The organism is Basilea psittacipulmonis DSM 24701 (genome assembly GCF_000743945.1).
GTDB lineage: Bacteria > Pseudomonadota > Gammaproteobacteria > Burkholderiales > Burkholderiaceae_B > Basilea > Basilea psittacipulmonis.
In genome coordinates this window covers 287,733-301,655 of sequence record NZ_CP009238.1, presented here as the reverse complement: position 1 = coordinate 301,655, position 13,923 = coordinate 287,733, and the positions used below count along the sequence as shown (strand labels likewise).

15 protein-coding genes are annotated in these 13,923 nt (G+C 40.1%); 11 read left to right on the top strand and 4 right to left on the bottom strand.

Going from position 1 to position 13,923, the window contains the following annotated elements:
- Positions 1-48: 48 nt before the first annotated feature.
- The 3 genes from IX83_RS01380 to pncB are packed head-to-tail and all read right to left on the bottom strand — an operon-like array spanning position 49 to position 3,881.
- Positions 49-2,322, bottom strand: a complete 2,274-nt coding sequence (locus IX83_RS01380) for a RelA/SpoT family protein (protein WP_077315914.1) — start codon at positions 2,320-2,322, stop codon at positions 49-51.
- A gap of 16 nt (positions 2,323-2,338) precedes the next feature.
- Positions 2,339-2,692, bottom strand: coding sequence for a RidA family protein (locus tag IX83_RS01375; protein WP_038498316.1), 354 nt, complete (start codon positions 2,690-2,692; stop codon positions 2,339-2,341).
- 1 nt (position 2,693) lies between these two features.
- Positions 2,694-3,881, bottom strand: a complete 1,188-nt coding sequence (gene pncB / locus IX83_RS01370) for a nicotinate phosphoribosyltransferase (protein ID WP_038498313.1) — start codon at positions 3,879-3,881, stop codon at positions 2,694-2,696.
- Between the two features lie 123 nt (positions 3,882-4,004).
- On the opposite strand from pncB, the gene fdxA reads away from it, so the two are divergent.
- The 3 genes from fdxA to nth are packed head-to-tail and all read left to right on the top strand — an operon-like array spanning position 4,005 to position 5,724.
- Positions 4,005-4,331 (top strand): ferredoxin FdxA, encoded by a 327-nt coding sequence (fdxA, locus tag IX83_RS01365; RefSeq protein WP_038498310.1) that lies wholly within the window; start codon positions 4,005-4,007, stop codon positions 4,329-4,331.
- Entirely contained in the window at positions 4,328-5,086 is a 759-nt protein-coding gene (locus IX83_RS01360) for a ferredoxin--NADP reductase (RefSeq protein WP_038498307.1), read from the top strand. The genes fdxA and IX83_RS01360 overlap by 4 nt, the downstream gene beginning before the upstream one ends.
- A gap of 5 nt (positions 5,087-5,091) precedes the next feature.
- Positions 5,092-5,724, top strand: coding sequence for an endonuclease III (nth, locus tag IX83_RS01355; RefSeq protein ID WP_038501387.1), 633 nt, complete (start codon positions 5,092-5,094; stop codon positions 5,722-5,724).
- A gap of 236 nt (positions 5,725-5,960) precedes the next feature.
- On the opposite strand, the gene IX83_RS01350 is transcribed toward nth, so the two are convergent.
- Positions 5,961-6,542, bottom strand: coding sequence for an electron transport complex subunit RsxB (locus IX83_RS01350; RefSeq protein WP_038498304.1), 582 nt, complete (start codon positions 6,540-6,542; stop codon positions 5,961-5,963).
- 403 nt (positions 6,543-6,945) lie between these two features.
- Here IX83_RS01350 and bioA point away from each other — a divergent pair, with 403 nt between their 5' ends.
- The 8 genes from bioA to IX83_RS08500 all read left to right on the top strand — a co-directional run bounded on the left by bioA (position 6,946) and on the right by IX83_RS08500 (position 13,906).
- Positions 6,946-8,220 (top strand): adenosylmethionine--8-amino-7-oxononanoate transaminase, encoded by a 1,275-nt coding sequence (gene bioA / locus IX83_RS01345; RefSeq protein WP_038498301.1) that lies wholly within the window; start codon positions 6,946-6,948, stop codon positions 8,218-8,220.
- Positions 8,210-9,328 (top strand): aminotransferase class I/II-fold pyridoxal phosphate-dependent enzyme, encoded by a 1,119-nt coding sequence (locus IX83_RS01340; protein ID WP_038498298.1) that lies wholly within the window; start codon positions 8,210-8,212, stop codon positions 9,326-9,328. The genes bioA and IX83_RS01340 overlap by 11 nt, the downstream gene beginning before the upstream one ends.
- Positions 9,325-9,972: a pimeloyl-ACP methyl esterase BioG family protein gene (locus IX83_RS08505; RefSeq protein WP_051919035.1), complete on the top strand. Its 648-nt coding sequence runs from the start codon at positions 9,325-9,327 to the stop codon at positions 9,970-9,972. The genes IX83_RS01340 and IX83_RS08505 overlap by 4 nt, the downstream gene beginning before the upstream one ends.
- Entirely contained in the window at positions 9,969-10,691 is a 723-nt protein-coding gene (locus tag IX83_RS01330) for a methyltransferase domain-containing protein (protein WP_038498295.1), read from the top strand. The genes IX83_RS08505 and IX83_RS01330 overlap by 4 nt, the downstream gene beginning before the upstream one ends.
- Complete coding sequence (bioD, locus tag IX83_RS01325; protein WP_038498292.1) at positions 10,688-11,359, top strand: dethiobiotin synthase; 672 nt, start codon at positions 10,688-10,690, stop codon at positions 11,357-11,359. The genes IX83_RS01330 and bioD overlap by 4 nt, the downstream gene beginning before the upstream one ends.
- Positions 11,360-11,520: 161 nt before the next feature.
- Complete coding sequence (gene arsC / locus IX83_RS01320; RefSeq protein ID WP_038498289.1) at positions 11,521-11,871, top strand: arsenate reductase (glutaredoxin); 351 nt, start codon at positions 11,521-11,523, stop codon at positions 11,869-11,871.
- Between the two features lie 27 nt (positions 11,872-11,898).
- Positions 11,899-12,810 (top strand): LysR substrate-binding domain-containing protein, encoded by a 912-nt coding sequence (locus IX83_RS01315; RefSeq protein WP_051919032.1) that lies wholly within the window; start codon positions 11,899-11,901, stop codon positions 12,808-12,810.
- A gap of 148 nt (positions 12,811-12,958) precedes the next feature.
- Complete coding sequence (locus IX83_RS08500) at positions 12,959-13,906, top strand: TQO small subunit DoxD (RefSeq protein WP_051919030.1); 948 nt, start codon at positions 12,959-12,961, stop codon at positions 13,904-13,906.
- Positions 13,907-13,923 lie beyond the last annotated feature (17 nt).

Below are 13,923 nucleotides of genomic sequence, written 5' to 3'. Positions count from 1 at the left end.
TAATCAATCTTGAAATTTTACCATGTTCATGCCACCCACACTGATGACTTAAATACGCTGTGCTGAATGCACTCCCTCCACTTCTGACAAACTACTAATCGCTTTTTGTAGCTGTTGGGCGGTATTCACTTCTATCGTAAACACTAAGTTCGCAACCCCTTTTTTGGTCCAAGTATTGACCGCAATAACGTTTAATTTTAGTCGTGCAAACAATTCTGAAACATCACGCAACAATCCGTTTCTATCCTGAGCGATCAACTTTAAACTGACGGGATAAAAATTATCACCCGTATAGCCCCAATCCACTTCAACAATACGCTCTTGATGCACTCTTTTAAGTTCTTTAAAGTGAGAACAGTCCACACGATGAATCGATACACCTCGCCCCATCGTAATAAACCCTCCGATTTCATCAGGCGGAGCGGGATGACAACAGCCTGCCAACTGGGTTAATAAAGAATCAACGCCCACCACTAATACACCGCTTTTACCCGTTTTAGTGACGTTTGCAACATTAACCCCTCTTTTTCCCACCAAACTGGGTAACTCATCTGACTCATCAGACGTTGCAGAAAAAGATTGTGAAATTTGTCGCAAGCTAATGTCTTCTTTGGCAATCGCAATAAACAAGTCATCAGCTCGTGTCAATCCAAACTTAGCCGCCAGTTGTTCAAGATTAGTCGCTGTTTTGCCCAAACGTTGCAATTCTTTTTCCAACATCTCTTGACCCGTGGTGATGCGGTTTTGTAATTCAATCGCATTAAACCAGTTTCTAACCTTTACTTTAGATCGAGGTGCTGCCAAATACCCTAACTCTGGATTCAACCAATCTCGCGACGGTCCACCTGTTTTAGCCGCAATAATCTCAACGGTTTGTCCTGTTTGTAATTTTGTGCTTAATGGCACCATATGCCCATTGACCTTGGCACCACGGCATCGGTGTCCTAAATCCGTATGCAACGCATAAGCAAAATCAATAGGCGTACTGCCCGATGTCAGTTCGATGACTTTTGCTTGAGGTGTCAATACATAGATTTTTTTATGCTGTCCCGCGGCGGATAGCTCGTTTAATTCTTTTTTGGAATCTAATAAAGCCTGTTCTTTTTGTGCCAGTCTCGCGGTATCTTCAGGGCTATTGGCTACCCCTACTTCTTGTCGCCAAGCAATCAACTCTCGCATCCAAGCAACTTGTCGATCATAAAAACTAGAGGCACTGACTTGACCGCCTTTGGCCCCTGCTTCCTTATAACGCCAATGTGCCGCCATGCCACATTCAGCAAAATTATGCATCTCCTGCGTACGAATTTGGACCTCATACACAAAACCATCGTCATCTTTAATCACCGTATGTAATGAACGATAGCCATTCGGTTTGGGACGTGCGATATAGTCATCATATTCTTTGATCACTGGAGTCCAGCGAGTATGCACGAATGACAACACGCTATAACATTCACTCTCAGTATCCACAATCACACGCAACGCCTGTAAATCATACAACTGCTCAAAATTTAGATGTTTGTTACGCATCTTATTGTAGATACTATAAATATGCTTGGCTCGCCCTACGACTTCTGCTTGAATCTTTAATTCTTGCAGTGATTGCTGAATCTGTGCAATCATTTGATTAACACGACCTTCCCGTTCGATTCGTTTGACTTCTAATTTTTTAGCAATCTCTTTGTAAATATCAGGTTCTAAAAAACGAAACGATAAGTCTTCTAACTCCCATTTGATTTGCCATATTCCTAAACGATTGGCCAAAGGTGCATAAACGCCTCTGGTTTCCAATGACAAATCTGTCGGACAAGGATGTTTGCTAGCCGCATACCATCTCAATGTTTGTAATCTGGAGCAAAGTCGCATTAATACAATACGTAAATCTGTTGCCATCGCTAACAATAACTTACGTAACATCTCTTGCTGTTCAGCCTCGTCCATGATTTTATGCTGTTCACGCGACTTTAAGCTAATGGCAATTAATCCACAGGTACCATTTACTAACTGGGCGACATCCAATCCAAAACGATTGATAATCTCTTGTTTAAACGCACCGCTTTCTAATTGTTCTATGGGTAAGGCCGTCAACATCGCCGAAACAATCGTTGTCGCATCAAGTTGTAGCATGGACAAAAGCGATGTCGTTCCCTTTCCATGAGCAAAACGATTTTCGCCCGTAGGCATCACATCATCTTTATCTAAAACTTCATTGACCCAACTCGCACAGCGAGCAACAAGATCTTTATCTTGTGCACTGAAATGCTGAGTTAAGCTATCTAACCAGTGTTTATCGTAAACTTGATTTTCTGATAACTCAGCCATGATTTTCCTTCAAACATTACTTTAATGCAGCGGTGACCACAATCTCTACTTTATATTTAGGATTCGCTAATTTCGCTTCAACCGTCGCTCTTGGGGGAGCATTCGTTTTTGAAACCCATTCGTCCCAAGCTCGATTCATTTCTGAAATGTCATTTATATCAGCAATAAATAACTGAGCCATTAGAATGCGATCTTTATCACTACCCGCGATAGCTAATAGCTGATCCACCATTTCAAGCACTTCTTGCGTTTGGCCATACATATCTTTGTCCAAATCATTAGGCACTTGACCTGCTAAATAAGCCACACCGTTATACACCGCCATATCTGAATAACGTGCTTCGACATTCACGCGTTTAATTTCTTTCATCTTATCCTCCTCGTTCTCCATCAGGTAAATCAAAGACATATCTTAAATAAGACAAATAGGCAGGATCATCACACATCGTTTTTTCTGGTGTATCAGAGACTTTCGCCACTGGTTGATCATTACAACGAACCATTTTCATGACCATTTGCAATGGTTCCACGCCTATATCATTTGTTAAATTCGTACCAATTCCAAAAGACACGCGACAACGTCCCTCAAAACGGCTGGCGATTTCTAACGCTTTAGGAAAATCCAAACCATCGGAAAAAACCAAAGTCTTTGTTCTAGGATCGACGCGATTTTTTTTGTAGTGTTGGAGCATTTGTTCTCCCCACTCCAAAGGATCGCCTGAATCGTGTCTAGCTCCATCAAACAGCTTACAAAAGAACATATCAAAATCACGCAAGAACGCTTTCAATCCATAAACATCTGATAAAGCGATACCCAAATCACCTCGATATTCCTCAGCCCATTTTTCCAAAGCAAATACTTGGGAATCACGTAATCTAGGGCCTAATGCTTGGCAGGCTTGTAAAAACTCATGAGCCATCGTCCCCAAAGGCAAAATATTATATTTTTTCGCAAAATATACATTACTGGTACCGACAAAATCAGGGGTAAAATCATTTTTGAGAATCTGTACGACTTCTTCATGCCAAGCCTTTGAAAACCGTCTTCTAGTACCATATTCAGCAAATTTGAAGTTTTTCACTTCTTTACATCCCTGAACCATAGCGAGTTTCTGAGCCAGTCTTTCACGTCCCACATCCCAACTAAGATTAGGATACTGATTTCTGAAATAAACCTCATTCACAATAGCCAATACAGGAATTTCAAACAAAATAGTATGAAGCCATGGGCCTTTGACCGAGATATCTATTTCTCCCTCATGAACAGATTTTTCCACTCGTATGTATTTTTCAGATAAGTGAAATAAGCTTAAAAAGTCCACAAAATCGCTTTTAATAAATCGCAACCCTTTTAAATAATCCAACTCATCATCCGTCAAATACAACTGACATAAGGCATGAATCTCTTCTCGGATCTCATCCACATAAGGCTGTAAATTTACATTTGGCGTACGACATTTAAAACGATACTCTGTTTGGGCACTGGGAAACTGATGCAATACGCACTGCATCATCGTAAACTTATATAAATCCGTATCCAGTAGTGAGGTAATAATCATAAGGTCACTTCTCTAGTTTTTCTATTACCATATCATACACTGAGCTATATCAATCATTTTTTATTAAATAATTGGTAAAATTATAGCCTTTGTATTCCCTTAACTTATATTAAATAGATTATTATGACTCACGTCGTCACTGAAAATTGTATTAAATGTAAATACACAGACTGTGTGGATGTCTGTCCTGTGGACTGTTTTAAAGAAGGTCCTAACTTCCTAGTTATCGACCCCGATGAATGTATTGACTGTGCGGTTTGCGTACCAGAATGCCCCGCTAATGCCATTTATTCAGAAGATGATCTGCCGAGTGACCAAAAACAATTTATCGAAATTAACGCAGAACTCACCCCTAAATTTGCCCCCATTTCTCGTGCTCACGAGCCATTACCTGATGCGGACGAATGGAATGGCAAATCAGATAAACTCCAATTTTTGGATCGTGGATGACTTACTATACCGAAAAAGTACTGGATATAAAGTGGTGGGTACCTAATCATTTATTCACGCTCACCACCACCTATCCCAAGGAAATGACATTCTTACCTGGACAGTTTGCTCGTTTAGGACTGCCTAGTGAAGCAGGAAAAGAACCTGATATTTGGCGTGCTTATTCTATGGTGAACCACCCTAGTGAACAAGCATTATCGTTTTATTCTATCGTAGTACCTGACGGTGCATTTAGCCCGAAACTTGCTTCACTTAAATCTGGCGATACGATATATATCGGCAAGCAGGTATTTGGATTTTTAACCTTAGATCGCTTTCCAAATGGTGGCAAAACACTTTGGCTAATGTCCACAGGAACAGGATTGTCTGCCTTTATTTCCATTTTGAAAGATGAGAAAACATGGCAACGTTTTGAACAAGTTGTTTTAGTTCATGGTGTACGTCATGCCAATGAACTCAGCTATCAAGACGAGATTCGTGATGCGACACACGCCTGTGCAGGACGTTTTACCTATCTGCCACTGGTAACGCGTGAGGCCTATCAGTCATTCCCACAAGCTCGCATTACAACCATGATTGAACAGGATGCTTGGAAAAAACATACGGGTTTAGAATTACGTGCCGAACACGATTGCGTCATGCTATGTGGTAATCCAGAGATGCTGACCCAAGCCCGCAAGATGCTTTCAGAGATGGGATTTCAGGCAGAACGCCGAGGGGTGCCGGGTAATTTGGCTGTTGAAAAATATTGGTAATCATTGTGAACAAAGAAAAACGTACATTGATTTTCCAAAGGTTTCAGCAGGCCAACCCTCATCCTGAAACCGAACTTCATTATTCCAATACTTTTCAGTTATTGGTCGCCGTGATTTTGTCGGCCCAAGCAACCGACAAATCCGTTAATATTGCCACCGATCCTCTTTTCCCATTTATCAAAACACCTCAAGATCTTTTGGACATGGGCTTAGAACGGTTTACGCAAGCCATTCGCAGCATTGGCTTATATAAAACAAAAGCAGCCAATGTCATCAAAACCTGTCAAATACTTATCGAGAAATATCAGGGCGAAGTGCCACATACTCGGGAAGACTTAGAAAGCCTACCTGGCGTGGGTAGAAAAACCGCCAATGTCGTTTTAAATGTCGCCTTTGGACAAACGACGATGGCAGTGGATACCCATATTTTCAGGGTTTCTAATCGAACTGGTATTGCTCCTGGTAAAAATGTATTAGAGGTCGAAAAAAAGCTACTAAAAAACGTCCCCAAAGAATACCTCTTACATGCTCATCATTGGCTCATCTTACACGGTCGCTATATTTGTACGGCTCGTAAAGCCAAATGCGATATCTGTGGTATCAGCGATCTTTGTGATAAAAATCTATCGTTCAAATAGCCTTTGTTCTGAACATATCGTTTTATATCAGCCATCATTCTTTGTGCCACCATTAATGCGATATATTGTTAACTGGTGACGTATCAAGATACCGCCTGCACAACGCCTTTGTCAAAATTGAAATAGCCCCCCAACTCTTTGTTAAACAACACCATCGCACAAGCTTGTGACATAACGTTCTTTAGAGGGTGGAAATATAACAGCTTAAACACCGTTCAAGTGCACCTGTTTTAGGGTTATTTCGCTCTTCTGGCTCTGGCTTTTGCCAAGGCTTTCGCAATCAGATCTTGTTTTAATACGTCTGAGGTCTGTTGCACACTTACCTCTTCTTTTACGTCTTCTTGCATTTGTAAGCGTTGCTGACGCTGTTCATAGCGTTGCTTAGCTTCTTGAGCATCTAAAAATGTCCACTCACGAGAAGCAGGTTTCATCGAAATACAATCTACAGGACAAGGGGCCACGCATAGCTCACAACCTGAACAAAGGTCGGGAATAACCGTATGCATATATTTATTCACCCCTATAATCGCATCCACTGGACAAGCTTGGATACATAGCGTACAGCCAATACAATGATTCTCATCAATATAAGCCACTTCCAAAGGCTTTTCCACCCCACAAGTGGGATCCAAGGGCAAAACAGGCTGATTCAGCAGATGAGATAATGCCTCTATAGTTTTAGTCCCACCTGGCACACAACGATTAATCTGTGCCTCATGTTCAGCCATTGCCTGAGCATAAGGTAAACAGCCCTCATACCCACATTTTGTACATTGGGTTTGAGGCAAAATCGCATTAATTTTTTCAGTAAGAGACATAAAAAACGAAAAATTTAAAAGCCCATTATTTTAATATATTCTCCGCCCCTTCCTATCAAAATACCCCCTCACTACGTATATTTTCCACTCCCAAACCACCCTATTTTTTTACCCTCACCCCCACCATCAACGACCGAGACGATTGACTCAACAGCTTCCCCCCTTAAACCACCACTTCCCTTTATTTCACGCACGGTTCCTCATTCTCAAACCAACCCATCCTTTGTTTATTTTTTACGCTTATCTCACCTATTTCTCAACATCACCGAACACTCATCAAAAACCATACAAAATCATCAAAAAACCATCTAAATAACCGCATTTTGCATAAAAACGCACCGCATTCTTATCCTTTACTTCTTATTTTTTTCTTGACAAAATGTTTGTCCAAAGGAGTTATTTCATGTATCAGACATTAATCGATCAACAACATATATGGCACCCTTATTCAGGCATCTATCCAAAATTAGAAAATTACTGTGTTAGTGAAGCTAGAAATAGTCAACTCTTTTTAGAGGACGGCACAGTGCTTATTGACGGCATGTCTAGCTGGTGGTGCGTGATTCATGGATACAACCATCCCGCCTTAAACCAAGCCATCGTCAATCAATTAGAAAAATTTGCTCATATTATGTTTGGCGGTCTCACTCATCCTGCGGCGATTAAGTTAACCGAGCGTCTTTTATCCATTGTTCCAAAAGGGCTGACTCATGTTTTCTATAGTGATTCAGGTTCCGTCAGTATCGAAGTCGCGATGAAAATGGCACTTCAGTACCAACAAAAACATCCAGATAAAAAACATTTCGGCACGATTAAAGGTGGTTATCATGGCGATACTTGGCATCCCATGTCCGTATGTGATCCTGACACTGGCATGCATCATCTGTATCAAGGTCGTTTACCCATTCAGTATTTTTTAGATCGCCCAACCTCATGCTTTCATGAGCCTCTTAATCAACAGGATAAAGCAGCTATTGATCATTTTTTTCAAACATATCATTCACAGTTAGCTGCATTCATTTTGGAACCAATCGTCCAAGGTGCAGGCGGTATGTGGTTTTATTCGCCACAGTATTTACAATACATTGCCCAACAATGTCAGCAATACAACGTCTTACTGATTGTCGATGAAATTGCCACGGGCTTTGGGCGAACGGGAAAATGGTTTGCTTGCGAACACAGTGACATCGTGCCCGACATTATGTGTATTGGCAAAGCATTAACAGGCGGTTATTTAAGTTTTGCAGCAACCTTATGTTCTCATCAGATCGCCGATACGATTAGTCAAACACCTCCTTACGCTCTCATGCACGGCCCCACCTTTATGGGCAATGCACTTGCTTGTGCCGTAGCTGCTGCCAGCATCGATTTATTACAAAATACTGATTGGCAAAGTAAGGTAAACCATATCGAAACCATATTTAAACAGGAATTATCGGTGTTAAAGCATAAGCCTTATATTCAAGACATTAGAGCCTTGGGAGCGATTGGTGTCATCGAATTAAAAGAACCCGTCACACTACACGACATAACTCCTATGTTTATTCAAAAAGGGGTATGGGTAAGGCCCTTTGGTAAACTCGTTTACTTAATGCCAAATTACAACATCAGTGATCGCGATCTCAAAACACTTTGCCAAGCCACTTGCGAGGTAGTAAGGAACTATCATGAGCGATAATTTTTACCAAAGACTCAACGATCGTTTATCACAATTACGTGAACACGGCCAATATCGCCAGTTGAGCAACGTCCCGACAAAAGGAATTGATTTATTAAGCAATGATTATCTAGGTCTATCTCGATGTCAACACATTTACAAACACTTTTTATCAAGTGTCAAAGAAGATGTTCCCTCTTCCTGTGCCTCACGTTTACTTGGTGGCAGTAGCCAAGCCTCTGCTGATTTAGAACAATGTTTAGCTCAGATTTATCAAAGAAGTGCTCTTTATCTAAATAGTGGATACCTAGCCAATATCGGCATCTTACCTGCCATTACTGATCGAAACGATCTCATCATTGCAGATAAAGATATTCATGCCAGCTTAATCGATGGCTTAAAACTTTGTCGTGCCGACTTTATTCGATTTCCTCATCAAGACTACGATGCACTTGAACGATTGATTATCGAACATCGCTCAAACTATCGTGATATTTGGGTGGTCACAGAAAGCATTTTCAGTATGGATGGCAGTGTTAGCGATCTAAAAAAACTCGTTCAATTAAAACAGCGATATCAAATTATATTATATGTAGATGAGGCTCATAGCATTGGTCAATACCAAGAAGGACTAGGATGGAGCTACACCCATCATTTAGTCAATGATATTGATATTATCGTGATGCCTTGTGCTAAAGCCATTGCATCGTATGGAGCGATAGTTTTATGTCATGACATCACACGAAACTATTTAATCAATACCTGTCGTTCGCTTATCTTTGCCAGTGCGTTACCCCCTCTTACGATCAAATGGACTCAATATGTTTTTGAACATCGACATGAATTTGAACCCTTACGCCTCACCTTACAAGACAGGATTCATCAAGCAAACAAGCTATTAAACATGAATCAATCCTCCCCTATTTTTCCTATTGTTATTGGAGATAGTCACCAAACCCTTGCGATAGCACAAGCTTTAAAAGAAGCAGGCATCATCGTAGGAGCCATCCGTCATCCAACCGTTCCCAAAGGAAAAGCCCAACTACGCCTATGTATCAACGCCTTATTAAGTGAAGCAGATCTCATTTATATCGCCGAGACCATTCATTCATTAAAGGAAAGAATATGAAAACAGAAATCTTATTTTTTAATGGATGGGCAATGGACAACCATGCTATTTCACATTTAGCCGATCCTCACTATCATGTACACATTTATTCTCCTCACGAAACAGAGATTCGCGAGCCAGAAACAGATTACATTTTAGTAGCTTGGTCGATGGGGGTTTGGGCGGCCAATCGTTACCTACGGTCTTGCCAACATGCTCCAAAACTCAACATTGCTATTAATGGCACACCTTTTGGTATTCATCCAGAATACGGCATCGATCCCATTTTGTTTCAAAAAACTTATGAACACTTAACGCCAGAGGGAATGAAAAAAATTTATCATCGAATTTTTTATACCGCTGAACAAAAGGATTATCACGATTTATTACCCTCGTTAAGTTTTGAAACTCAAAAAAATAGTTTAGCTTATTTACTTAAACAGGCCGACAGCACGGATAATTCGATAACTCAAGACTTACTATCCCACCCTCAAGCCTGGGATTATGCTTGGGTTAGCGAGAAAGATTCGATGTTCGCCACAAAACAACAATTAAATTATTGGCATCGTTGTCCAAGCACGCAAACAAACGTTATCAACGCTGCTCATCATTTACTGCGATCATTTTCTTCTTGGTCTGCATTCATCGAGGAACACCAAGCATGATCGAATCTCACTTTGAACAGTCCCAAAAACACTATCATCAATATGCACATCATCAGCAAGCCACTGCTTGGTATTTAGCCCAAACCTTGGCAAAAAAATGTTCTTTAAATATTCATACCGCACTGGAGATTGGCTGTGGAACAGGTTTTTTGAGTACGGCCATGAATCAGTTTTTTCATCAACCCTTTATTCAAAAATACTATCTAAACGATTTATACGAATACCCTATTCACATTCCTTTTTCGCATGAACAATATTTTCTTAAAGGCGATATCCAAACCATTCATCTTCCTGAAACGATTGACATCATCTTATCCAGCTCATGTTTGCAATGGATCTCGTCTTTAAACGATTTGATCGCAAAACTTAATCAACACCTGTCTTCGCAAGGTTATTTTGTTTGTGCCTTATATTGTGAACATCATTTCAAAGAATTAAAAGAAGCAGCGAATATTGGTTTAAATTATTTAAGTGTGTCAGCCCTGAAAGAACTATTTAATCCTTATTTCAACACCATCTGGGCAGAACGACAAACCCTATCTTACCAATTTAATTCTTTGCATGAAGTACTGCGACATATCAGAAAAACAGGTGTCAACACACATCGCAAGCAAACACAACATCATCAGTTAAAACAGTTGATCGCACATTATCCTAAACATGACTCAACATTCCCCCTCACATACGATACCTTTTTTTATATAGGACAAAAAAAATGAAGACCTACTTTATTTCTGGCATCGGCACGGATATTGGCAAATCCTATGTGACCGCCTTACTCATTAAAGCTCTCGAACAAGCGGGAGTTACCGCCAGTTCCTTTAAACTTGTTCAAACGGGTGCCTCATCACAGGCTATTTCACCTGATATCCATTTACATCGAACGATCAGTGGTCAATCACTTGATGAACTAGATGCTGACGCAGTCGGTGAAAGCTTTTCTTTTCCCGCTTCTCCACATTTAGCGGCCGCATTAGAAAACACGATCATTGATACAAATAAGTTATGGCATGCATGGCAAACATATGTTCAAAAACGCCAACGCGATATTATTTTTTGTGAAGGTGCTGGTGGTATCTTTGTTCCGTTAACATCTCAAACATTAACGATTGACTGGATCATTCAACATCCAATGCCACTCATTCTCATCTGTAATGCGATGTTAGGCAGCATTCATCACAGTATTGCCACACTTGAAGCACTGGCCGCCAGATCCTATTTGCCTTTCTTAATTATCTACAACCCTTACCCTAATGATGAACCCATTATTACTGATGATTCCGCACATTTTTTAAAACAATATTGTCAAACACATTTTCCTAACACTTATTTTTTTCACTTAGATGACCTTCACGACATCACCGCATTGCTGAGGAATAATGAATGATTCGTCTTATATACCTAGGCGTGGAACAACGTCACCCACTTCATTTGCGTGCAGAAAAAAACGATTCTTTTTTGACAATCAAGGATAGAATGAACACTCATTCGCTGTTCAACACATTTTAGCTATAATGAAGATTCATTAAGCTTTTAAAAGAGAAAAACATGATGATTAAACTCTACCACAATCCTAGATGTTCCAAATCAAGAGATGCGTTAAAAGCATTGGAAACATTGGGTTTAGATATTGAAGTGATCGAGTATTTAAAAAATCCTTTAACGATTTCTGACTATCAATCTCTTAAAAAACAATTAGCGATAAACAGTTATCGCGAGATGATGAGACAAAAGGAAAGCATTTACCAAGAAAACCATCTGGCCGAGGCAGACGAAGAGACTTTGTTGCAAGCACTTGTTGAACATCCTATCTTATTAGAACGTCCTATCGCTTCAACGGGTCATCAAGCAGCAATTGGCAGACCACTAGAGAACATCTTAAATCTATTGAAAAAATAATCCGCATAGCCTAAGCAGTACAACGTTATGACGAAAAAAATGATAAAACGCTTACCCTCTATTAGCTCTCTTCAATGTTTTGAGGCCTCTGCCCGACAAGGAAGTTTTACCAAAGCAGCTAAAGAACTTTTTCTCACCCAAAGTGCGGTGAGCAAACAAGTACTCCAACTGGAAGAACTATTAGGCGAAGAGTTATTTATTCGTCAAGGCAATCATCTTCAACTCACTCAAGTCGGTAGTTTATTTTTACAACAAAGTCGAAATATACTTTTACAACTTGAACAGTCCGTATTAAACCTTTGGTCCCATGGTACACATGCCCAAACACTCACCATTTATTGTCATGCGACCTTTGGTGCAAATTGGCTTATTCCTGCACTAAAAGGATGGGGCAACCAATACCCCAATATTCATTTAAACATTCATGAAATTGATGGCGATATTAGCCAAAACCATTCGCTCGAAATGGATGTCGGTATTGCTTTAGGACACGGCACATGGCCAAACTTAACCTCCGTCGAGCTATTAAAAAGTGATTACATTACTATTTGTGCCACGGATGTTCAGCCACCTAAACTATCCAAAAAAATGAATCTAGAGAATATGCCTTTAATCCAATTGGATTCTCGTCCTTTCACCTGGCATGAATTCTTTAGCACGCATCATATTCATCGAAAAGATAGTTTTTCTGGACCTCGTTTTAGCTCTTATTATGCGACTATCTGTGCGGCCAGTAGTGGTTGTGGTATTGCTATCGTGCCTGAGATTTTGGCAAAAAAAGAAATTGATCAAGGGAATTTAAAAATTGCTTGGAAAGAACGTCTTGCGAGTAATGAAAGTTACTATCTTGTTTATCCACCCGAAAAACAAAATAACTCTGCGGTCATTGCACTACAAGAATGGCTAAAAAACTATATCGAACAACAATCTTCATCATAGAACATTCATCGTGGTGAACAAAAAAATCTCATAGGGTTTTTCTTTCTAAGAATATAGAGATAAATCAAATTTTCAACTATAAAATAGCATTATACTTATCTCAATAACCATAATTTTTCTAAAGTTTTAATACAAGGAGAGGATATTCATGATGAATACAGATAGAGAGAAAAGCTTATGGGGACATCCTATGATTCAGAGTCTTGCCGTTCGTGCGATTTCTATTTCAATGGGCTTTGTCTTTTTTGCAGGCGGTTGGAGACGTTTCTTTAATGATCCACTAAAACATGATATTACCAGCCCAGCTCATTTAGCAGGCAAGCTGGTTCAAGCCGCACCTGGCTCCCCTATTGAAAGTACCATCCATTGGGTACTTTATCATCCATGGGCAGCCGAGTGGTCCACCTACATTATGTCTAGTGCAGAAATACTCGTTGGCCTTTGCTTAATGCTAGGACTATTAACTCGTCTAGCTGCAGTGGGTTCAGCCATCATTAATGTATGTTTAATGCTTATTTTTGGTTGGATGGGCTTTGAATGTTTAGATGAGTGGACGATGGCCGCACTAGGATTCGCCATTTCCGTCACCATTATGTTAACAGGCAGTGGCACCTATTCCATTGATTCATTACTGGGTAAAGATTGGTTCGCATCGTTATTCCGTTGTCGAAAACTACAAATGCTATTAATCGTTCTATCGACATTAATGACCGTCGGTTTTTATAGCTATTACTTTGGTTTCTTCAAACTACAACGACTCACTAGCGTAGGCGAGTACAAAATGGTTGCTGAAAAAGTAGTGGGACAAAATGATCGCATCACACTTTACGTCAATGGTGGCGGTTCATCCAATCCCGCTTACGTAAAAGGCATTCGTTTTACATTAAATGATGGCACAACTATCACTCAGACACCTGACCAAATCCAAGTATTACGTAGCCATTTTGAGCCTTGGTCTAAAAATTCTGGAAAATTAGTCGATGGTGTGATGAAACTCCTTTTAGGATCGAAAGTCGATATTGCCATTCCTGCAGGTGCTGTGTCGGCCGAAGTTGATATTATCGGAAACAAAAAAGATCCTGTTCTCAAGTGGTAAATCCACACGTCTTATAA